Here is a 21,334-nt window from a genome sequence, read left to right on the forward strand (position 1 = left end):
ACACGGGCGCCGGTTCTCCGGCGCGCAGGAGGGGAGAGCACATGGGCGCCGAGTTCATCATCGGCATCATCCTGCTCGCGCTGGTCGTGACGATCGTCGTCAAGTCGGTCGTCATCGTCCCGCAGGAGTGGGCCTACATCATCGAACGGCTGGGCCGCTACCACAGCATCCGGGAGGGCGGCCCCGCCATCCTGGTGCCGTTCGTCGACCGCACCCGCGAGCGGGTCGACCTGCGTGAGCAGGTCGTGTCGTTCCCGCCGCAGCCGGTCATCACGCAGGACAACCTGACCGTCAACATCGACACGGTCGTGTACTTCAAGGTCAACGACGCCAAGGCGGCGGTCTACGAGATCGCCAACTACATCGCCGGTGTCGAGCAGATCACCACCACGACCCTGCGCAACGTGGTCGGCGGCATGACCCTCGAGCAGACGCTGACCTCGCGCGACCGGATCAACACCGCGCTGCGCGGCGAGCTGGACGAGGCCACCGAGCGCTGGGGCATCCGGGTCGCCCGGGTCGAGATCAAGGCGATCGACCCGCCGCCCTCGATCCAGAACTCGATGGAACAGCAGATGAAGGCCGACCGCGAGAAGCGGGCCATGATCCTCACCGCGGAGGGCCAGCGGGAGTCGGCCATCCGCAGCGCCGAGGGCAATAAGCAGTCCCAGATCCTCACCGCGGAGGGCGCCAAGCAGGCCGCCATCCTCGCCGCCGAGGCCGAGCGGCAGTCGGAGATCCTGCGGGCGCAGGGCCGCCGGGCCGCGCTGTACCTCGAGGCGCAGGGTGAGTCGAAGGCGATCGAGAAGAAGTTCGCCGCGATCAAGGCCGGCAAGCCCACCCCGGAGCTGCTCGCCTACGAGTACCTGCAGACGCTGCCGCAGATGGCCGAGGGCGAGGCCAGCAAGCTGTGGGTCGTCCCGTCCGACTTCGGGAAGGCACTGGAGGGCTTCACCCGGATGCTGGGTGCGCCCGGCGAGGACGGCGTCTTCCGCTACGAGCCCAGTCCCGACGACGGCACCGTCTCCCGGCCCGCCGAGGACGACGGCGTCGAGGACTGGTTCGACACCTCGTCCGACCCGGAGATCGCCAAGCAGGTCGCGGCGGCCACCGCGGCGGCCCAGCAGGAGGTCCCGCCGGTCGGCTCGGACGTCCCGCCAGTCCCCGGCGCCGAGACCGGCAACGGCGGCGGTGCGGCCCCGGCCCGGCTGGAGGCCTCCCGCGAGGTCCCCGGCATCGGCGCCCCGGGCGCGGCGCAGGGCCACCCGAACGGCCAGGAACAGCGCGGCTGACCCCCGGGCCGCACCTCACCGTCGAACGGTGACCGCACCGCCCCGTCCGGCTCGCCGGGTGGGGCGGTGGCGCGTCCGGAGCATGCGCGATCTCCCTGGGCGCCCCACTCAGGCCAGGACGAAGCCGTAGGGCAGCTCCAGGCGGTGCCGGGCGAGCAGCTCGGTGTCGGCCAGCAGCTCGCGGGTCGGCCCGTCGGCGACGACGGTGCCCCCGTCCAGCACGACGCTGCGGGGGCACAGCTGCAGCGCGTACGGCAGGTCGTGGGTGACCATGAGCATGGTCCGGCCCAGCCCCAGCAGCACCTCGGCCAGCTCGCGGCGGGCCACCGGGTCCAGGTTCGACGACGGCTCGTCGAGCACCAGGATCTCCGGGTCGCACGCCAGCACCGTGGCCAGCGCGACCCGGCGGCGCTGCCCGCCGGACAGGTGCAGCGGGGAGCGGTCGGCGGCGTCGGCCATCCCCACCGCGGCCAGGGCCTCGTCGACCCGCTCGCGCAGCGCGGGCCCGCGCAGCCCGAAGTTCGCCGGGCCGAAGGCCACGTCCTCGGCGACGGTGGGCATGAACAGCTGGTCGTCGGGGTCCTGGAAGACGATCCCCACCCGGCGGCGGATCTCGCGCAGGTGCCGCTTCTCCACCCGGAGCCCGCCGACCTCGACGGTGCCCGCGGCGCCGTCCCCGCCGCCGAGGATCCCGTTGAGGTGCAGCACCAGCGTGGTCTTCCCGGCGCCGTTCGGGCCGAGCAGCGCGACCCGCTCGCCGGGGGCGATCGTCAGGTCGATGCCGAACAGCGCCTGGTGGCCGTCGGGGTAGGCGAAGGCGAGGTCGGTCAGCCGCAGCGACGGCGGGCTCATACGGCCACCCAGCCGGATCCGGCCAGCAGCACCGCGACCCCGGCGACGGTCAGCCCGGCCAGCCACTGCCGTGAGGTGGTCGGGGCATCGCCCGACGGCGGCATGGTGCCGGTCCAGCCGCGCGACAGCATCGTCAGATGCACCCGCTCGCCGCGTTCGTAGGACCGTACGAACAGCGAGCCGATCCCGCGGGCGGTCGCCCCGGCCTGCCACAGGAACCGCGGGTCGTGGCCGCGGGAGATCCGGGACAGCCGCATCCGGCGGGCCTCGCCGGTGATCACGTCGGCGTAGCGCAGCATCAGGGTGGCGATCGTGGTGACGATCGCCGGGGCGTGCAGGCGCTGCAGGCCGACGAGCAGGTCGCGCATCGGCGTCGTCGCCGCGAGGGTCAGCGAGGTCAGGACGCCGAGGGTGCCCTTGACCAGGATGTTCCACGCCCCGAGCAGCCCCGGCTGGGACAGCGTGAGGCCGAGCCAGTCCAGCGTCGGTGCCGGGCCGGTGAACGGCAGCAGCACCGCGAGCACCACGAACGGCAGCTCGATCACCGAGCGACGCAGGATCCAGCCCGGGCGCACCCCGGCCAGGGCCCACACCGCGGCCAGCAGCAGCGCGAACCCGCCGAACACCGCGAACGCCTCGCGCGGGGTCGCGACCACGCACACCACCACCAGCAGCGCCGAGACGACCTTCACCTCGGGGGGGAGCCGGTGGACGGGGGAGTCGCGGTGCAGGTACAGCGGGTGCGCGTGCCCGGCGCCCATCAGCCGTCCCGGCGGCGCAGCAGCAGGAACACCCCGCCCGCGACGACGACCGTCACCAGCACCCCCGCCACCCCGGCGACGCCGGTGGTGCCCTCGCCGCCCACGACCGAGTACCCGGCGAGCGGGCTCGATGCCATGGCGTGGTCGCTCTCGTGGGTCGCGATGCAGGTGCCCTCCAGCCGCTCCTCGCCGTCCGGGGTCGCGACGGCGGTGCAGCCGTCCCGGGCGACGGTGTCCAGGCCGTCGGGGTCGGGGGAGGCGAAGGACGAGACCAGCCCGGCCACGACCAGGGACACGATCAGGAATCCGGCGAAGAACAGCAGCGGGCGACGGCGGGCGGTGGCGCTCATCGCGCACCCTCCTCGGAGGTCGAGCGGCGGGCCAGCGGGCGCCCGGTGCCGCGCAGCAGGTACACCAGGTCCGGCCGGGCGGCGGCCACCGCGCCCACGGTGGCCGCGGTGATCACGCCCTCACCGATGCCGATCAGCACGTGCAGCCCGCCCATCAGCGCGAACACCGTGCCGAGGGTGGCGCCGCCGGCGCCTCCGATCGCGTACTCCAGGACGAAGCCCATCGACGCGACGACGGTGTTGAGCAGGGCCGCGACGAAGGCGACGGCGACCAGCCCGCCGCGGGAACGCACCGCGAACCGGCGCAGCGAGCGCGCCACCAGCCAGCCGACGACCACCCCGATCACGGCCATGTTCGTGATGTTGAGGCCCAGTGCGGTGATGCCGCCGTCGGCGAACAGCAGCGCCTGCACGACGAGCACGATCGAGATCGCGATCATGCCCACCCACGGGCCGACCAGGATCGCGACGAGCGCCCCGCCCAGCAGGTGCCCACTGGCCCCGGGCAGGATCGGGAAGTTGATCATCTGGACGGCGAAGACGAACGCCGTGACCAGTCCGGCCATCGGCGCGGTGCGGTCGTCGAGGTCCGCGCGGGCGCGCAGGACGGCCACCGTCAGCGCGATCACCGCGACGACGGCGAACAGCAGCGCCGTCGGGCCGTTCACCAGTCCGTCGCTCATGTGCATGGCGACCGCGTGCGTCTGCATCGCGCCCCCTCACCGGTCGGACCGGCCGCCACCCGGCCGGGTGAGGGGATTCAACGCGACGGCGGTGCTGCCGCAAAGGCCTGGCAGTAGATAGGCGACTGCATGTCCCGGATGTCCGGTATCGACCCCGCCGATCGGGGAGTCCGGGATGCCGTCCGTACGGGCGGCGCGCGGTCGGGCGCCCGCGGTCAGCGGGCGTCGGCCGACGCGGCCTCGTCGCGCTCGGCGATCAGCTTGTCGTCCTTGCGGGCGGCGATGCGCGAGACCTTGAACAGCGCCTTGCGCCGGGCCCGGCCCAGCGGCAGGGCGAGCCGGCCGATCCGCACGTCGATCGGACGGACGTCGAACACCCCGGAGTCGCCCAGCTCGTCGAACAGCAGCTGCTGCTCCTCGGAGATCTGCTGCTCGAACTCCGAGGAGACCGAGCCGCGAGCGATCCGGAACGCGGCCAGGGTCTCCGGGACGCCGAGGAAGTCGCCGTACTGGAGCAGGCGCATCCAGAGGTCGAGGTCCATGATGAAGCGCCGCTCCGGGCGCCACCCGCCCGCGGTGACGAACTGCTCGCGACGGAACAGGACATTGCCCGGCTCGCCGATCGGGTTCGCGCCGTTGCGGATGACCCGACGCGCGACCTCGCTGCCCGAGTGCAGCCCGACCAGGCCGCCGCCGAGGCCGCGGCGCGGGACGATGACCCGGCTCTGCTCGTCGATCATGTGCCGGCGCGAGGCCACCACCGACAGCGACGGGTCGTCGCGCATCGGCGGAACCTGCAGCTCCAGGCAGCGCGGGTGCAGCAGGTCGTCGGCGCAGACGAGCTTCACCAGCGGTGCGCGGCACAGTTCGACGGCGCGGTTCCAGTTGTCGCCCTGCGGCAGGGTCTGCCGGTTGCGCTCGACCCGGATCCGCGGGTCGCGGAACGAGGTCGCGATCTCCCAGCTCGCGTCGGTGCTGCCGTTCTCCAGCACGACGAGCTCGAAGTCCCGCCAGGTCTGCTCCAGCACGCTGCGGATGGTCTCGGCGAGATAGGTCTCGCCGTTGTGGACCGGGATGCAGACGGACACGCTGGGCACAAAGCCGCCGGGCCTCATCGGGTACCTCGCAGGGGTGGAACGGATCGGACGAGCAGGCGGCGACCCACGCTACCCGTCCCGGTCGGCGGGCCGGACGGCGGCGCGGACGAGCGACGTCCGAAGGGGACCATCGGGACGGAACGGATACGCACCGTGATCACGGCCGGACGTCTCGCCGCTCGCCGCCCGACGATCACCGCTCGTCGGGCGGGGTCCCGGTGGGCCGGTCCCGCACCGCGGCGGTTCGGACGACGTCCGTAGTATCGGTCGTCGTGTTCGCGTGATCGGTCCACGCCGCGGCGACGGAGTCCGGAGGCCTTGCGCCGTCCGGGCGACACCCAATGCGGTGCGGGTCACGTAACGCGACCGACGGCGCCGGAGATAAGCCGGATGACCCCCGTTGTGGGGTAACGGATCCGGTCGATGTCGGCATCGTCGTCACGACCGGACACGCACTGCTCGCCAACCGCGCGCCAGGACCGATCGATTCGGGGGAGAGACCGGTGAACAAGCGCCCTGACCACGGACCACGTCGTCCGAACCAACCGAGGGTGTCGGTGATCGTGCCGACCCGCAACGAGGCACGGAACCTCGAGGTGGTCCTGCCGGCCGTCGCGGCCGTGCGTCCCGCCGTGTACGAGGTGATCGTCGTCGACGGCGACTCCCGGGACGGCACCGTCGAGACCGCACGCCGTGTCCTGCCCGGCGTCCGGATCGTCCGCCAGACCCGCAAGGGCAAGGGCAACGCGATGGCCTGCGGTTTCGCCGCGGCCACCGGCGACGTCGTCGTCATGTTCGACGCGGACGGCTCGGCCGACCCGCAGGAGATCCCGCGCTTCGTCGCCGCGCTCGTCGAGGGCGCCGACTTCGCGAAGGGCAGCCGGTTCACCAAGGGGGGCGGCAGCGACGACATCACGTTGCTCCGCAAGGGTGGCAACGCCGGTCTGAACCTGATCGCGAACACGCTGTTCGGGACCCGCTACAGCGACCTCTGCTACGGCTACAACGCCTTCTGGGCCGACATCCTGCCGCTGCTGGAGCTGCCCGCGGTCGACATGCCGCCGCACCCGGACGGCGGGATGTACTGGGGCGACGGGTTCGAGATCGAGACGGTCCTGAACTGCCGCGTCGCCGCCGCCGGTCTGTCGATCACCGAGGTCCCCTCGGTGGAGAAGGAGCGGATGTTCGGCGAGACGAACCTGCGCACCTTCGCCGACGGCACCCGCGTCCTGCGGACCCTCGCCGCCGAGCGGCGGCGGGCCGGTCGCGACGACCGGCCCGCTGGCCCCGGCACAGCCGGCCCCGGCCCCGCCGCGGTCGTCCCGCCCGCCGGGCACCCGGCGGTGCCCGCCACCCCGGCCACGGCGCCGGTGCCGCCCGCGGTGCCCGACCGTGCCGTCCCGGCGGCGCAGCCGCAGCGTCCGGCCCCGCGGCCGCACGCCGACGCACCTCCGCAGCGCCCGCAGCAGCAACCGTCGCGTCCGGCCCCGCAGCCGCAGCCCGGTGCGGGCCGGCCCGCCCCGCAGCAGCCGGCCCCGTCGCCGGTCGCCCGCGAGCAGCGCCCCGTCGGCTCCGAGCGCGACGGGTCCGCCCGTCCCGAGCGGACCGGTGTGCGGTACGCATGGGGGGAAGAGGCGTCCTGAGCGCCCCGGGACCGGATCGGGCCCGGTCCGTGCCCCACCGGCCCACGCCCCACGAGGGGCGTGGCGCCGGGAGAACCACCAGTGAAGAGGAGTGAGCCGCGGTGAGCGTGCAGTCCGCAGCTGAGCTGACCCGCGCGAGGACCGCGCGGCGGTACGTGGCGATCCTGCTCGTCGTCGCCGGCGTCATCGCCTGCGGCCTGAGCATCGCCGGGATCAGCGGGGGCGCGCTGGGCGAGTTCCGTCTGCTGGTCACCATCGGCTTCCTGCTGCTCGGCCCCGGCTGGGCCGCCGCGGGCTTCCTGCGCCGCGCGCCCGCCGCGCACGTCTGGCTCCTGACCCTCGGGGTCGGCACCGCCGTCACCCTGATCGGCGGCCAGCTCATGGTCAGCCTGGGGCTCTGGTACCCGAGCGTCGCCCTGTTCGTCGTCACGCTCCTGTCGGTCCCGTTCCTGCTGCGCCACGCCGTGGTGGCCCAGTGAGCGGGACCTCCCGGTGAGGCCGGTCGGGCCGGCGCGTCCCCGCCCCGCCGCGGGTACGGCCGGTCCCGGCCCCGTCCCCGGACCGCAGGCGGCGGGCGTCGACCCGGACGCCCCGACCCAGCGTCTCGCCGCCGCCCACGCCCGGGCGCACTCGCGCCGCAACGCCGAGCAGCACACCGAGTACCTCCCGCCGCTGGTCGGGCTGCGCGGGCCCGGCGAGAACCCGCCGACCCCACCGCCCACCCCACCGCCCGGACCGGGCGGCGGAGACGGCGGCGGTGAGGACGGCGAGCAGGTCCCGGACCGCAACGGCGGCATCGGCGACGGCATCGCCCTGACCCTGTGCTCGGGCTTCGGCTCGGTCGCCGGGCTGCTCGGCGTGCTGATCGCGACCCGGATCATGCCGCAGGCCGAGGTCGGCCGGGCCTCGGAGTTCGTGTCGGCCTTCCAGCTGATCGGCGGCGTCGCCCAGCTGAACCTGGGGCTGGCGTTGCTGCGCTGGCTCCCCGGGGCCGGCCGCAGGTCGGTCCGGCTCACGTTCGGCTCGCTGCTGCTGATCATGCCGCTGTCCGGGCTGATCGGCCTGATCTACGGCACGCTCGTGCCCCGGGTCGCGGAGGCCGCGGGTGGCGGATCGTTCGGCTGGGGCCTGGTCGTCCTGGTCCTGACCTGCGCCGGCTGGTGCGTGTTCGTCGTCCACGACTTCGTCATGGTCGCCATCGGGCGGCCGTGGGTGGCGGTGTGGCGCAACGGCACCTTCGCCGTGACCCGGATCGTGTTGCTGCTGGCACTGGGCAGCACGCTCGCCTCCGAGGCGCTGGTGCTGTCCTGGGCGATCCCGGTCGTGCTGTGGATTGCCGCGGGCACCGTGCTGCTCTGGTTCATGGTGCGGCGCTTCGCCCGCGCCGGTGGGCCGGGCACGCTGCCGTCGCGCCCGGAGATGATCGCGTTCCTGGCGCCGACCGCGCTGGCGCAGTGCGGCAACGCGCTGCTCTACAACCAGGTCCCGCTGTTCGCGAACTTCCGGATGGGCAACGAGATCGGCGCGGTCTTCTTCATCTGCTGGCAGGCGGTGACCGTCATCGACCTGGCCGCGACGTTCTTCACCAACTCGCTGACCGTGCAGACCGCCCGGGAGCCGCACCGCGCCGAGGAGTTCGCCCGCGTCGCCCGGCGCCGGATGCTCCTGCTGTTCGTCCCCGCGCTCGGGCTCGGCGCGGCACTGGGCTACCCGGTGCTGTCGCTGCTCGGCGAGGGCTACGCGCCCGGCGCCCCGGCGCTGGCCGTGCTCATGGGCGGCCTGTTCTTCCGGCTGATCGTCGTGTTCGAGCTCGCCCGCCGCCAGGCCGACGGCGACGGGATGGGCTACGCGAAGATCCAGCTGCTCAACACCGGCCTGGTCGTGGTCTTCGCCGGTCTGGTCCCGCTGCCGGACCCCGGAACCGCATCGGTCAGCATGACCATGCTGCCGGTCGTCCTCGGCTACGTCGGCGCGCAGATCCTCTGCGCACTGGCACTCAGATTCGTCCCGGCGTGGAACCGCCGGAGCACACCGGAGGTGAAGTCGTGACGTCGGAGACCCGCCGGACGGGCGGCCCCGACCCGTCCACCCGCGGCCACCGCGGCGAGGAGCCCGCCGTCGCGCGGACCCGCGTCGCGGAGGAGAGCGCGAGCGAGCGGACCCAGTTCGTCACGCCGCCCGGCCCGGACTCGCCGACCACGGCCGTCCGCGGCCCGGTCCCGCGCCCGCCCGGTGACGGCCCGCCGCCGCCCCCGCCGCCCGCACCCGAGACCGCCGAGCCGCTGTCCCCGCTGTGGGTCTGGGGCGCACCGGTCCTGGCCGTTCTCGCGGTGCTGCTGCTGCCCGTCGCCGCCGCGACGACCGACCTGTCCGACCTGGGCGGCTGGGGCCTCGCCCCGGCGCTGAGCCCGTTCGCGTGGGTCGCACTGCTGCTCGCCATCGGCGCCTGCCTGCTCGAGCTCTGGTCGCGCCGCCCGCGCATCCCGATGCTGGGTGCCGCGACGGGTGTGCTGCTGCTGTGCTCGACCGGCCTGCCCTCGGTCGTGCAGCCCCAGGCCCGGTTCACCACCGCCTGGCTGATCTCCGGGTTCGTCGACGCGGTCGCCAGCAATAACGGCGTCCCGCCCACCGGCGTGGACGCGCGGTTCTACTGGCCCGCGTTCTTCGCCCAGTGGGCGTGGATCCGCGACGCCGCCGGTGCCGACCAGCTCGACACGATCCTGCGCTGGTACCCGCCCGCGGTCACCGCGGTGTGGGCGATCGGCGTCTACGCCCTGGCCCGCTCGATGCTCGGGGGCACCCGCGCGCCGTGGGTCGCGGCCTGGCTGTTCATCGGCCTGAACTGGATCGAGCAGGACTATTTCTCCCCGCAGGCGACCGCGATCGTGCTGCTGCTGACGGTGCTGACCTTCGCGCTCGGCCCGCTGGCGACCCGCCGCGTCGACAACGCCGGGGTCCCGGGCTGGCCGCGGGCCCACCGCGGGGCGCCACCGCTGCCCCGGTGGCGGCGCTGGCTGGTGTCGGCGCTGACCCCGCCGAACACGCCGACGCTGCCCGCCCGGCAGCTGCTGCTGATCTACTTCTGCGCGGCGCTGTGCGTCATCGCCGTCGCCCCGGCCCACCAGCTGACCCCGTTCGCCATCATCGGCCAGCTGGCCGTGCTGGCCGTCGTCGGCCGGTTCCGCGGACGCGGGCTGGTGATCGTCGCGATCGCCGCGGTGACGGTGTTCGTGCTGATCGGCGCCCGCGACTTCTGGATGAACCAGATCAGCATGATCATCGGTAGCGGCGACGACGGCAGCGCGCTGCAGGCCGGTGTCGCGGACCGCTTCCAGGGCGACACGGGCCAGCTCGTCGGCAAGGGGTTCCGGGTCGTGATGACCGGCCTGACCTACGTCCTCGGCTTCGCCGGGGCCTGGGTCTACTGGCGCCGCCGCCGCGACCTCGTGCCGATCCTGCTGGCGATCATCCCCATGGGGATGGCGGTCGTGCAGAGCTACGGCGGCGAGCTGCTCCTGCGCGTGCTGCTCTACGGCCTGCCGATCCTGTCGATCCTGGCCGTCGACGCGCTGCGGGCCTTCGCCCGCGTCGACCGCAAGCGCGAACGGCTGCTCGCGGTGGCCATGGTGGTCGTCTTCGGTCTGCTCATCTTCATCCGCGGCGGTAACGAGGCCTACACCGACGTCACCACCGAGGACGTCCAGATGACCCGCAAGGCCTACGCCGAGGCGCCGCCCGGGGCGACGGTGCAGCCGTTGTCGACGGTCGGGCCCTACGCCCTGGAGGGCGTCGGCGAGAACAACAACATGGCCTCGGGCGGTCAGGGCTGCGCGGTCCTCGCCGCGGACCCGTTCCGCTGCATCGACCAGGTCCAGCCGCAGACGATCCTGTTCTACCCGGCGATCGAGAAGCAGGGCGTCGTCCTGAACGACCGCGAGCCGGGCTGGACGATCGAGATCCGCAACCAGCTCATCGCGTCGGGCCAGTACCGCGCGACCTACGAGAGCGGTTTCGACGCGATCCTGGTGCGCAACGAGCCGCTCCCGGCGCCGGGCGTTCCGGCACCGGCGACGGCCCCGGCCCCGGCGGCCGGTGGGGAGGTGCCGAACCCGTGAACGGATTCCTCCTGACCTGGCTCGCGTTCGGTCTGATGCTGGCCGTGTTCGCCGCCCGCGCCTGGGTGGTGGAGACCAGCCGTGGCCGGTTGGTCACCAGCGGGTCCGCGCAGCGCGGGCTCACCGCGGCCGCCGTCGCCTCGGTGGCGCTGCTGGTCGTGATGCTGACCCTCAACGGCGGCGTCGAGCTGGTCGAGCTCGTCTCGGGGGGCCGGGCCGACGTGACCCAGCCCGCCGAGCCGCTGCCCGGGCAGGACCCGGCGGTGCCGATCCAGCCGCAGGCCCCGGCACCCGCGGCCCCGGCGGCGCCCGCGGCCCCGGCCAACTGACCGACCCGCGACATACGAGGGCCCCGGCGCCGTACGGCACCGGGGCCCTCGGTCGTGCATGGGGTCAGCCGCTGTAGCCGATGGCCACGTACTTGGTCTCCAGGAACTCGTCGATGCCGACGGTGCCGCCCTCGCGGCCCAGCCCGGACTCCTTGACGCCGCCGAACGGGGCGGCCGGGTTCGACACCAGACCGGTGTTGAGCCCGATCATGCCGCTCTCGAGGTTCTCGGCGATGTGCAGCGCCCGGTTCAGGTCGCGCGTGTACACGTAGTTGACCAGGCCGAACTCGGTCGCGTTGGCCGCGGCCAGTGCGTCGTCGGCGCTGTCGACGACGGTGATCGGCGCGACCGGGCCGAAGATCTCCTCGTGGTTGAGCCGGGAGTTCACCGGCACGTCGGTGAGCACGGTCGGCGGGTAGAAGTAGCCCGGCCCGTCCTGGGCCCTCCCTCCGATCGCGACCGAGGCACCGGCGGCGACGGCGTCGGCGACCAGGTCGGTGACCTTGTCCAGGCCCTTCGCGTCGATGAGCGGGCCCACGTTCACGCCCTCCTCGGTGCCGCGGCCGACCTTGAGCGCGCCCATCCGCTCGGCGAGCTTCGCGGTGAACTCCTCGGCGACGCCGCGCTGGACGTAGAACCGGTTCGCGGCGGTGCAGGCCTCGCCCATGTTCCGCATCTTGGCGATCATGGCGCCCTCGACGGCGGCGTCGACGTCGGCGTCGTCGAGCACGATGAACGAGGCGTTGCCGCCCAGCTCCAGCGACGAGCGCATGACCTTGTCCGAGGCCTGGGACAGCAGCAGCTTCCCGACCGGGGTGGACCCGGTGAACGACATCTTGCGGGCGCGGCCGTCGCGCAGGATCGGCTCCATCACCGCGCCGGCGTCGGTGGCGTTGATGACGTTCAGGGCGCCGTCGGGCAGGCCGGCGTCGGCCAGCACCTGCGCGAACGCGAGCATGGTCAGCGGCGTCTGCGGCGCGGGCTTGATCACCGAGGCACAGCCGGCGGCGACCGCCGGGGCGATCTTGCGGGTGCCCATGGCCAGCGGGAAGTTCCACGGGGTCACGAACACGCAGACCCCGACGGGCTGGCGGATGGTGAGGAAGCGGGTCTGGCCGTTCGGGGCGACCTGGTAGCCGCCGTCGATGCGCACGGCCTCCTCGGAGAACCAGCGCAGGAACTCCGAGGCGTAGACGACCTCGCCCTTGGCCTCGGCGAAGGGCTTGCCCATCTCCAGGGTCATGAGCAGGGCCAGGTCGTCGATCCGCTCGTGGAGCAGGTCGTAGGCGCGGCGCAGGATCTCGCTGCGCTCCCGCGGCGCCATCGCGGCGATCGTGGGCTGCGCGGCGTGCGCGGCGGCGAGGGCGTCCATGCCGTCGGCGGGGGAGGCGTCGGCGACCTCGGTCAGCACCTCTCCGGTGGCCGGGTCCTCCACCTTCGCGGTCGCGCCGTTCTCCGCCTTCCGCCATTGGCCGCCGATGAACAGGCCGGTGGGGACGGCATCCAGCACCCTGCGCTCGTCAGCATTGGTGGTCATGCCCGGAACGTACCCCGGTGAGTCGGCCCATAGACACCGGCGGCGCCGGCGGGGCTGGGTCATGATGAGGCCCGTGGCAGCGACATCGACACCGGCAGCGGCCCTGCCCGAGCTCGTGCCCGACCCGGTCGAGCTCCCCGCCGGGCTGGCGGACCTGCGGGCCGAGGTCCGTTCCTTCCTCGACGACGAGCGCGGCGCCGCCCGCTGGACCCCGCGTGCGGACGTGTGGCTCTCCGGCTGGGACGAGTCGTTCTCGCGGCGGCTGGGGGAGCGCGGCTGGCTCGGGATGACCATCCCCACCGAGTACGGCGGGCACGGCCGGACCGCGCTGGAGCGCTACGTCGTCACCGAGGAGCTGCTCGCCGCGGGCGCACCGGTGGCGGCGCACTGGATCGCCGACCGCCAGATCGGGCCGTCGCTGCTGCGCCACGGCACCGAGGAGCAGCGTCGCGCGTTCCTGCCCGGGATCGCCCGCGGCGAGGTGTACTTCGGCATCGGCATGTCCGAACCGGACTCGGGCTCCGACCTGGCGTCGGTGCGGACCCGGGCGACCCGCGTCGACGGCGGGTGGCGGCTGTCGGGCACCAAGGTGTGGACCTCCGGGGCGCACCACGCGCACGCGTTCTTCGCGCTGGTGCGCACCGAGCCGCGCGACGACGCGCACCGGCACGCGGGGCTGTCCCAGTTCCTGGTGGAGCTGGACTCGCCCGGGGTGGAGATCCGCCCGATCCCGTTGCTCACCGGGGCACACCACTTCAACGAGGTCCGCTTCGACGACGTGTTCATCCCCGACGCGCGGGTCTTCGGCGAGCTGGGGAACGGCTGGGCCCAGGTCACCGGCGAGCTCGCGTTCGAGCGCTCCGGACCGGAGCGGTTCCTGTCGACCTACCCGCTGCTGGCGTCGCTGGTCGGCGAGCTCGCCGGGGCGGGCCGTGCCGACGCCGGCACCCGTCGTCGCGTCGGGTCGCTGGTGTCGCGGCTGTGGACGCTGCGGGCCATGTCGCTGGCCGTCGCCGGGGCGCTGGAGTCCGGCCGGGCCCCCGAGCTGGCCGCGGCCCTGGTCAAGGACCTCGGTACCCGCTACGAGAACGAGATCGTCGACGCCGCCCGGCTGCTGGTCGACATCCCGCCGGACCCGGGTGCGGAGTCCGGGTTCGCCCGGCTGCTCGCCGACGCCGTGCTGCACGCGCCCGGGTTCACCCTGCGCGGCGGCACCAACGAGGTCCTGCGCGGCATCGTCGCGCGGGGGATGGGACTGCGCTGATGGCCCGCAACAGCGACCTGGCCGACCTGGCCGCCTCGATCCTCGCGGCCGGGTCCGACGACCGTGACGGGACCGGCCTGGACACGGCGGCCTGGAAGGCGTGCGCCGGGGCCGGGCTGACCTCGCTGACCGACCCGGACACCGGCGGCACCCTCGACGACGCCGCCGTGCTGCTGGAGGTCGCCGGCGCCGACGCGGCCCGCCTGCCGCTGGCCGAGACCGACCTGCTCGCCGGGTGGCTGGGCCGCGCCGCCGGGCTCGCCGCGCCGGACGGGCCGCTGGCCGCCGTCGTCACCGACGCGACCGGCGGGGACCGCCCGGCCGGGACCGCCGGGGGCACGGTGACCGGCAGCGGCGGCACGACCGGCACGGTGTCGGCGGCCCTGACCCGGGTGCCGTGGGGCCGTTCGCTGGCCGCGGTCGTCGTCCTCGACGGCGACCGGGTCCTCGTGCTCGACACGGGCGCGGCGGCGGTCACCGAGGGTGCCAACCTCGCCGAGGAGCCCCGCGACGGCCTCACCCTCGACGGGGTCACGCCGCTGGCCACCGGCTCCGCCCCCGCCGGGGCGGCGGCGGAGCTGACCCTGCGGGCGGCGCTGGCGCGGTCGCTGCTGCTCGCCGGCGCCGCCCGCGGCGCACTGGCCCGCTCGGTCGCCTACGCCGGGGAGCGCACCCAGTTCGGTCGTCCCATCGGCCGCTTCCAGGCCGTGCAGCAGATGCTCGCCGAGGCGGGCGCCGAGGTCGCGGCCGCCTCCGCCGCCTCCGCCGCCGCGACCTCGACCGCGCGGCGCGCGGGGTTCGCCGCCCCGGAGACGGCGTTCGCCGTCGCCGCGGCGAAGGCCCGCTGCTCGGAGGCGGCGACGGCCGTCGCGCGGATCGCCCACCAGGTGCACGGGGCCATCGGGTTCACCCGCGAGCACGCGTTGCGGCTGGTCACGACCCGGCTGTGGGCCTGGCGCGACGAGGACGGTGACGAGGCGTTCTGGAACGACCGGGTCGGGGCGGCCGCGCTGGACGCGGGCGCCGACGGGCTCTGGCCGTTGGTGACCGGGCGGCCCTGAACGCCGCCGGTCCGTGCCGGCCGGTCAGGACACCCCGAACTCGCGCAGCTTCCGGTACAGGGTGTTGCGCCCGATCCCGAGCGTGCGGGCGGCCCGGGTGCGGTTCCCGCCCGCCGCACGCAGGGCGTCGGCCACGGCGTCGCGTTCGGCGGCCTCCAGCAGACCGAGTTCCCGGCGGGCGGTGCGCAGGCGGTCGGGGAGGTCGGCCTCGTCGACCGGTCCGCCGCCGGCGCGGCGGGCCGCCGCCGTGACCACGGTGCGGAGCTCGGCCAGGTCACCGGGCCAGTGCCAGGCCCGGAGCCGGTCCAGGGCCGCGCCGGACAGCCGGGACCCCGACGCGGGCGGGGGCAGCTCCGCGAGCAGCGTCTCCACCAGCGCCGGGAGGTGCTCGCGGCCCGCCGCCAGCGCCGGGAGGCGGACGGTGGTGGCGACCTGGCCGAGGAGGGCGGGGGTGGTGTCGTCGGTGGGGTCGGCGTCGGCGGTGAGGACGAACGGGACACCGGTCGCGGCCAGGTCCCGCAGGAGCTCCGGTCGCGGCCCCGGTGACAGGTGCACCCGCCGCAGGACGAGCCCGCGACCCGCGGCCAGCGCCGCGCGGGCCGTCTCCCACCACTCGCGCTCCCGGTGCGGCTCGACGACCACGGCGCCGTCGTGGCCCAGGCGGGACAGCACGCGGCGGGCGGTCCGCAGCTTCCCGCTGCCCCCGGGGCCGGTCACGGCGACGGTCTCCCGGTGGGAGACGGCCTCGCGGAGCCGGTGGTCGACCTCCAGGTCGTGGTGGAGCGCGGCTCCCCGGACGGTGGCCGGGGCCGCCACCGCGGGTGCCGCCCGGCGGGGCGCCAGCCGGACGCTGAACGCGGTCCCCCCGGTGCCCTCGACCGGGGCGACGACCGCGTCGTGCGGGCCGTCGGGCATCGGCACCCGCATCCGGCGTGGCCGGTCCGGACCCCCGTCGCGCAGCAGCTCCCACAGCAGGGCGTGCAGGTCCGGGCCGGCGTGGGCCAGCGCGTGCCGGTCGGCCAGGACGGTGTCGGCGTCGACGACCAGCGCCCCGGTCGTGGCCCGCTCCAGCGCGAGGTAGGCCCGTACCAGCCTGCGACGGTGTTCGCCCGCCTCGTCGAGCAGCCGGGCCTCGATCTGGCGGCCGATGTCGGCGGCCATCACCGCCATGAGCGGGTGCACGTCACGCACCGCGCAGGCCAGTGAGAGCGAGCCCACCGTCCGGCCGGTCCCGGGCTCGACCAGCGGGGTGCCGGCGCAGGTGAGGTTCTCCAGGAGGGCGTTGTAGTGCTCGGGGCCCCGGACCAGGACCGGGCGTCGTTCGACCAGCACCGTGCCGATGCCGTTGGTGCCCACCGACCGCTCGGAGAAGTCCGAGCCCTCCACCGCGCTCGCCCGGTCCATGAGCGTGCGCTGGCGCCGGACGCCGACGTGGCGGCGGACGATGCGCCCGGTCGCGTCGGACAGCACCATGGCCACCGGGACGTCGGCGAAGCTGTCCACGAGCCGCTCCAGCACGGGCGCCGCGGCCCGGCGCAGCGCGGTGTGGTCGTCGCCGGGGTCGGCGTAGCCGATGCGGTCCGGCGCCGTCGGCACCGCCTCCCCGATGCAGCGCCGCCAGCTCTGCTCGATCAGCGGCGGCACGCCCGCGTGGCCGGGCGGCAGCGCCAGCAGCCCCCCGTCGACGAGCGTCTCGCGGCTGCGCCGGATGCGCAGGCGCTGCCCGGCCGACAGGGCCGGCACCGCCGTGTCCTCGTCCCGACGCGTCATCGCCCCGATCCGTCCCTCGCCGCCCGTTGCGGACACGTCCACGGTGCCCCAGGTCACACCATCCTGGCCAGGGGGAGTGGCCGGTGGGCGTTCCAGAACGGAACACCCGCGGTGCCTCCGCGGTGCCCACCATCGACGGCCACGCCACCGCCGGCGCGGCGCCCGCCGTCGCTCCGGCCGACCGGAGGAGGACCGCGATGACGACGGCACCACCGACCCGCCCGACGGGTGCGTCCACGGAGTCCGACGCGCTGCGCGCGCTCTACGCCGACTGGTCCGCCGTCATCGCGGCGACCCCGGACCTGACCACGCGGCTGTTCCGCAGCATCTTCGACGAGTGGCACCAGGCCACCCGTGAACCCGAGGACGTGACCTACCGGGAGGAGTCCCTCGGGGGCGTCCCGGGGATCTGGGCGCTGCCGGTCGGGGCGGATCCCGCGCAGGTCCTGCTCTACACCCACGGCGGCGGGTTCGCCGTCGGCTCGGCGTCGAGCCATCGCAAGCTCGCGGGGCACGTCGCGCGGGCGGTCGGCGCCACGGCGTTCGTGGCGGACTACCGTCGCGCGCCGGAACACCGGCACCCGGCACAGGTGGAGGACACCGTCGCGGTGTTCGAGGCGCTGCTGGCCCGGGGGACCGCCCCCGCGGACGTGACGACCATCGGTGACTCCGCGGGCGGGAACCTGGCGGTCGCCGCCGTGCTCGCCCTGCGCGACGCGGGCCGACCGCTGCCGGGCCGGGTCGTCGCGTTCTCGCCGTGGCTGGACATGGAGAACACCGGCGCCACGCTCGTCACCAACGCCGCCTCGGACGCCCTGGTCACGGTGCCCCTGCTGGAGGGGATGATCGCCGGCGTCCTGGGGGAGGGGCACGTCGACCGGCGGGCACCGCTGGCGAACCCGTTGCACGCCGACCTCACCGGCCTCCCCCGGCTCTACGTCGACGCCGGGGGTGCCGAGGCGCTCCTCGACGACGCCGTCCGGCTCGCCGACCGGGCCCGGGCCGCCGGTGTCGACGTGACGCTGTCGGTCGTCGCGGGCATGCAGCACGTCTTCCCGTTCCTCGCCGGCACCGCGCCCGAGGCCGACGAGGAGCTCGCCGCCCTCGCCGCCTGGTACCGCGGCTGATCCCTCGACACCCACCGGGAGCACACCATGACCACCTCCACCACCCCCGATGTCGACGCCGTCGTCGTCGGCGCCGGGTTCGGCGGCATCTACATGCTGCACACGCTGCGGGACCGGCTCGGCCTGAGCGTCCGCGCCTTCGAGAAGGGCGACGGCGTCGGCGGCACCTGGTACTTCAACCGGTACCCCGGCGCGAAGTCCGACACCGAGGGGTTCGTCTACCGCTACTCGTTCGACCGGGACCTGCTGCAGGAATGGAACTGGAGCACCCGCTACCTGGACCAGCCCGATGTCCTGGCCTACCTCGAGCACGTCGTCGACCGGTACGGGCTGCGCCGGGACATCACGCTGGGCACCGAGGTGACCGCCGCGGTCTACGACGAGGACGCCGGTCTCTGGCGGGTGCGCACCTCCGGCGGCGAGACGGTGCGCTGCCGCTACCTGGTCAACGCCCTGGGGTTGCTGGCCCGCAGCAACGTCCCCGCCCTCCCCGGGCTGGACACCTTCGCCGGGCGCACCGTCCACACCAACGCCTGGCCCGACGACCTCGACATCGCCGGGCGGCGGGTCGGCGTCGTCGGGACCGGCTCGACCGGCGCCCAGTTCATCGTCGCGGCGGCCCCGCGCGCGGCTCACCTCACCGTCTTCCAGCGCAGCCCGCAGTACAACGTGCCCTCCGGCAACCGACCGGTCACCCAGGACGAGGTCGACCGCACCAAGGAGCACTTCCCCGAGATCTGGGACCAGGTGCGCGGCTCGGTCGTGGCCTTCGGGTTCGAGGAGAGCGCCGTCGAGGCGATGAGCGTGTCCGCGCAGGAGCGCGAGCGCGTCTTCCAGGAGAACTGGGACGCCGGCAACGGGTTCCGGTTCATGTTCGGCACGTTCTGCGACATCGCGACCGATCCCGAGGCCAACGCCGCGGCCGCCGCGTTCATCCGGCGCAAGATCTCCGAGATCGTCGTGGACCCGGAGACCGCCCGGAAGCTCACACCGACCGACCTCTACGCCAAGCGCCCGATCTGCAACGAGGGGTACTACGAGACCTTCAACCGCGACGACGTCGAGCTGGTCTCGATCCGGGAGAACCCGATCGCCGAGGTCACCCCGGCCGGGGTGCGCACCGCCGACGGTGTCGTGCACGAGCTCGACGTGGTCGTCCTCGCGACCGGTTTCGACGCCGTCGACGGCAACTACCGGGCGATGGACCTGCGCGGCCGCGGGGGCCGCCACATCGACGACCACTGGACCGACGGGCCGTCGAGCTACCTCGGGGTGTCCACGGCGGGCTTCCCGAACATGTTCATGATCCTCGGGCCGAACGGGCCGTTCACCAACCTGCCGCCGAGCATCGAGGCCCAGGTCGAGTGGATCGGTGAGCTGATCGGGCACGCCGAGCGCAGCGGTATCGGCACGATCGAGCCGACGGCCGAGGCCGAGCGGGGCTGGTCCCGGCTCTGCCGGGAGATCGCCGACGCCACGCTGTTCCCGAAGGCCGACTCGTGGATCTTCGGGGCGAACATCCCCGGCAAGCCGAACGCGGTGATGTTCTACATGGCCGGGCACAAGGCCTACCGCAAGGAGCTGTCCACCGTGGCCCGCGACGGGTACCGCGGGTTCGCGATGCACGGCTCGGGAGGCTCCCGGTGATCGCCACCGGTGAGGTGTCCGGTGCCGGATCCGGCACCGGACCCCTCCCACCCGGTGATCACATCTTGCGGAAGTCCCAGCTGGTGATCTTCTCCGGCCGCAGCCGCAGCCACGCGTGCCGTCCGTCGATCACGACCTGGCCGCCGGTGTAGCGCGCGGCGAAGACCTGCTCGACCCGCTCCAGCTCCGGGTTCGGCTCGCCGGTGCGGGGCACCTCGCCGACGACCTCGACAGAGCCGCGCAGCTCGACCCCGCGCAGCTCGGCGTAGTCGTGCCCGGCGTCGACGACCACGGCGATCCGAGGGTCGCGCTGCAGGTCCGCCCACCGCTGCGAGCGCGAGAGCGAGGTCAGCCAGAGCGCCTCGCCGTCCCACAGGTACCAGAGCGGGGTGGCGTGCGGGCCGTTCACGCCGTTGGTGGCGACCCGGCAGGTGCGCTCGGCGTCGAGGAAGACGGTGACCTCCTCCGGGGTCATCGCGATCTTCCGGGCGCGGCGCTGCGGCTTCGGTGCGGTCATGGGTCGAACCTAGATCAGCGGCCCGGCGCCCGGAGCGGTCCGGTCGGGCCGGTGCGGGCCCCGGCGGGTCGTGCCCCGGCGGTGGCACGCCACCCGGCCCGGGAGACGATCCCGGTGTGCCCGACACCCTGAGCCCCGGTCTGGAGCGGCTGCTCGCCACCGACCGTCCGACGCCGTACCTGGCGCTGGACCCCGCCGTCGCCGGGGAGCGGTACCGCGCGCTGGCCGCCGCGTTCGGCGACGCCCGGATCCTCTACGCCGTCAAGGCCTGCCCGGAGCCCGCCGTGCTGCGCGCCCTCGTCGCGGCCGGGGCCGGGTTCGACGTCGCCTCCCAGGCCGAGATCGACCTGTGCCTGGCCGCCGGTGCGGACCCGGCGACGCTGCAGCACGGGAACCCGGTGCGCGGCCCCGGTGCCGCCGCCCGGGCCGCCCGCGACGGCGTCACCCGGTTCGTCACCGACAGCGCCGAGGACGTCGACGCCCTCGCCGCCGAGGTCCCCGGCGCCCGGGTGCAGGTCCGGCTCTCGGTCGACGACACCGGCTCGGCGACGCCGTTCCACGGCAAGTTCGGGGCGCCGCCCGACGCGGCCGTCGCGCTGCTGGGGCGGGTCGCCGACCGCGGCCTGGTCGCCGCCGGGGTCACCTTCCACGCGGGCTCCCAGCAGACCCGCCCCGCCACCTACGCCGGGGCCGTCACGCTCGCGCTGGCGACCGCCGGGCGGGCCGGGCTGCGCCGTCCCGAGCTGGACCTGGGCGGCGGCTGGCCGGTGGCCTACCGCGCCGCCGTCGCCCCCGCGGAGGACTACGTCGCGGCCGTGCGCGCCGCGGTGGCCACGGCCGTCGACGCCGGGCACGTGGACGGCGCGACGCTGCTGCTGGAACCGGGCCGCGCGCTGGTCGCCCCGGCCGGGGTGCTGCGCGCCCGGGTGCTGCGCGTGTCCCGCCGCCCGGGCGTGGACCACCGCCGCTGGGTCTACCTCGACGTCGGCCGCTACCAGGGTCTCGCCGAGACCGAGGGCGAGGCGATCGCCTATCCGCTGCGCGTGCCCGGGCGCAGCGGCCCGCGCGGACCGGTCGTGGTGGCGGGCCCCACCTGTGACGGCGACGACGTCATCTACCGCCGCACCCCGGTCGCGCTGCCGCTGGATCTGGCCGCGGGCGACGTCGTCGACCTGCTCGGGGCCGGCGCCTACACCTCGAGCTACGCCTCGGTCGGGTTCAACGGGTTCGGCCCGCTCGAGGTGCTCGTCGCGGGGGAGGGGGCGTCACTCCCACATCCCGGTTAACGT

General features: G+C 74.6%; 19 protein-coding genes. 11 read left to right on the plus strand and 8 right to left on the minus strand.

The window, feature by feature from the left end; genetic code table 11:
* The first annotated feature begins 41 nt into the window (after positions 1–41).
* The gene (locus ATL51_RS03905) at positions 42–1,292 is read left to right on the plus strand and encodes an SPFH domain-containing protein (RefSeq protein ID WP_073574792.1); all 1,251 of its coding nucleotides are present in this window, start codon (positions 42–44) and stop codon (positions 1,290–1,292) included.
* A gap of 108 nt (positions 1,293–1,400) precedes the next feature.
* Here ATL51_RS03905 and ATL51_RS03910 read toward each other — a convergent pair whose 3' ends face one another.
* From ATL51_RS03910 to ATL51_RS03930, 5 genes are all read right to left on the minus strand, one after another.
* Positions 1,401–2,144: an energy-coupling factor ABC transporter ATP-binding protein gene (locus tag ATL51_RS03910; protein WP_100877695.1), complete on the minus strand. Its 744-nt coding sequence runs from the start codon at positions 2,142–2,144 to the stop codon at positions 1,401–1,403.
* The gene (cbiQ, locus tag ATL51_RS03915; RefSeq protein ID WP_100877696.1) at positions 2,141–2,905 is read right to left on the minus strand and encodes a cobalt ECF transporter T component CbiQ; all 765 of its coding nucleotides are present in this window, start codon (positions 2,903–2,905) and stop codon (positions 2,141–2,143) included. Before cbiQ ends, ATL51_RS03910 begins: the two co-directional genes overlap by 4 nt.
* Positions 2,905–3,255 (minus strand): PDGLE domain-containing protein, encoded by a 351-nt coding sequence (locus tag ATL51_RS03920; RefSeq protein WP_073574795.1) that lies wholly within the window; start codon positions 3,253–3,255, stop codon positions 2,905–2,907. Before ATL51_RS03920 ends, cbiQ begins: the two co-directional genes overlap by 1 nt.
* Positions 3,252–3,965, minus strand: a complete 714-nt coding sequence (locus ATL51_RS03925; protein ID WP_174565861.1) for an energy-coupling factor ABC transporter permease — start codon at positions 3,963–3,965, stop codon at positions 3,252–3,254. Before ATL51_RS03925 ends, ATL51_RS03920 begins: the two co-directional genes overlap by 4 nt.
* 188 nt (positions 3,966–4,153) lie before the next feature.
* On the minus strand, positions 4,154–5,035 hold the full coding sequence (locus ATL51_RS03930; RefSeq protein ID WP_073574796.1) for a glycosyltransferase family 2 protein: 882 nt from the start codon (positions 5,033–5,035) through the stop codon (positions 4,154–4,156).
* 557 nt (positions 5,036–5,592) lie between these two features.
* Between ATL51_RS03930 and ATL51_RS03935 the strand changes: the two genes are divergently transcribed.
* The 5 genes from ATL51_RS03935 to ATL51_RS03955 all read left to right on the plus strand — a co-directional run bounded on the left by ATL51_RS03935 (position 5,593) and on the right by ATL51_RS03955 (position 11,122).
* Positions 5,593–6,678, plus strand: coding sequence for a glycosyltransferase family 2 protein (locus tag ATL51_RS03935; RefSeq protein ID WP_301548876.1), 1,086 nt, complete (start codon positions 5,593–5,595; stop codon positions 6,676–6,678).
* 101 nt (positions 6,679–6,779) lie between these two features.
* The gene (locus ATL51_RS03940) at positions 6,780–7,157 is read left to right on the plus strand and encodes a hypothetical protein (protein ID WP_139282736.1); all 378 of its coding nucleotides are present in this window, start codon (positions 6,780–6,782) and stop codon (positions 7,155–7,157) included.
* Positions 7,158–7,170: 13 nt separating this feature from the next.
* Entirely contained in the window at positions 7,171–8,727 is a 1,557-nt protein-coding gene (locus ATL51_RS03945) for a lipopolysaccharide biosynthesis protein (RefSeq protein ID WP_100877697.1), read from the plus strand.
* The gene (locus tag ATL51_RS03950; RefSeq protein ID WP_100877698.1) at positions 8,724–10,793 is read left to right on the plus strand and encodes a hypothetical protein; all 2,070 of its coding nucleotides are present in this window, start codon (positions 8,724–8,726) and stop codon (positions 10,791–10,793) included. Before ATL51_RS03945 ends, ATL51_RS03950 begins: the two co-directional genes overlap by 4 nt.
* Positions 10,790–11,122, plus strand: a complete 333-nt coding sequence (locus tag ATL51_RS03955) for a hypothetical protein (protein WP_100877699.1) — start codon at positions 10,790–10,792, stop codon at positions 11,120–11,122. The genes ATL51_RS03950 and ATL51_RS03955 overlap by 4 nt, the downstream gene beginning before the upstream one ends.
* Positions 11,123–11,186: 64 nt before the next feature.
* Here the strand turns inward: ATL51_RS03955 and ATL51_RS03960 are convergent, their stop codons facing one another.
* Positions 11,187–12,659 carry an NAD-dependent succinate-semialdehyde dehydrogenase gene (locus tag ATL51_RS03960; RefSeq protein WP_100877700.1) on the minus strand — a complete coding sequence of 491 codons (1,473 nt, stop codon included), beginning with the start codon at positions 12,657–12,659 and terminating at the stop codon, positions 11,187–11,189.
* 64 nt (positions 12,660–12,723) lie between these two features.
* Between ATL51_RS03960 and ATL51_RS03965 the strand changes: the two genes are divergently transcribed.
* Positions 12,724–13,923, plus strand: coding sequence for an acyl-CoA dehydrogenase family protein (locus tag ATL51_RS03965; protein ID WP_073575303.1), 1,200 nt, complete (start codon positions 12,724–12,726; stop codon positions 13,921–13,923).
* On the plus strand, positions 13,923–14,984 hold the full coding sequence (locus ATL51_RS03970) for an acyl-CoA dehydrogenase family protein (RefSeq protein WP_100877701.1): 1,062 nt from the start codon (positions 13,923–13,925) through the stop codon (positions 14,982–14,984). The genes ATL51_RS03965 and ATL51_RS03970 overlap by 1 nt, the downstream gene beginning before the upstream one ends.
* A gap of 24 nt (positions 14,985–15,008) precedes the next feature.
* Here the strand turns inward: ATL51_RS03970 and ATL51_RS03975 are convergent, their stop codons facing one another.
* Positions 15,009–16,754, minus strand: a complete 1,746-nt coding sequence (locus ATL51_RS03975) for a sigma-54-dependent Fis family transcriptional regulator (protein WP_301548877.1) — start codon at positions 16,752–16,754, stop codon at positions 15,009–15,011.
* 122 nt (positions 16,755–16,876) lie between these two features.
* Between ATL51_RS03975 and ATL51_RS03980 the strand changes: the two genes are divergently transcribed.
* Together ATL51_RS03980 and ATL51_RS03985 are read left to right on the plus strand one after the other, a co-directional pair.
* On the plus strand, positions 16,877–17,881 hold the full coding sequence (locus tag ATL51_RS03980; protein ID WP_301548878.1) for an alpha/beta hydrolase: 1,005 nt from the start codon (positions 16,877–16,879) through the stop codon (positions 17,879–17,881).
* Positions 17,882–17,908: 27 nt separating this feature from the next.
* On the plus strand, positions 17,909–19,528 hold the full coding sequence (locus ATL51_RS03985; protein ID WP_100877702.1) for a flavin-containing monooxygenase: 1,620 nt from the start codon (positions 17,909–17,911) through the stop codon (positions 19,526–19,528).
* Positions 19,529–19,586: 58 nt separating this feature from the next.
* On the opposite strand, the gene ATL51_RS03990 is transcribed toward ATL51_RS03985, so the two are convergent.
* The gene (locus tag ATL51_RS03990) at positions 19,587–20,045 is read right to left on the minus strand and encodes a pyridoxamine 5'-phosphate oxidase family protein (protein WP_100877703.1); all 459 of its coding nucleotides are present in this window, start codon (positions 20,043–20,045) and stop codon (positions 19,587–19,589) included.
* Between the two features lie 116 nt (positions 20,046–20,161).
* On the opposite strand from ATL51_RS03990, the gene ATL51_RS03995 reads away from it, so the two are divergent.
* Positions 20,162–21,331 (plus strand): type III PLP-dependent enzyme, encoded by a 1,170-nt coding sequence (locus tag ATL51_RS03995; protein WP_301548879.1) that lies wholly within the window; start codon positions 20,162–20,164, stop codon positions 21,329–21,331.
* Positions 21,332–21,334 lie beyond the last annotated feature (3 nt).

It is taken from the genome of Pseudonocardia alni (assembly GCF_002813375.1).
GTDB lineage: Bacteria > Actinomycetota > Actinomycetes > Mycobacteriales > Pseudonocardiaceae > Pseudonocardia > Pseudonocardia alni.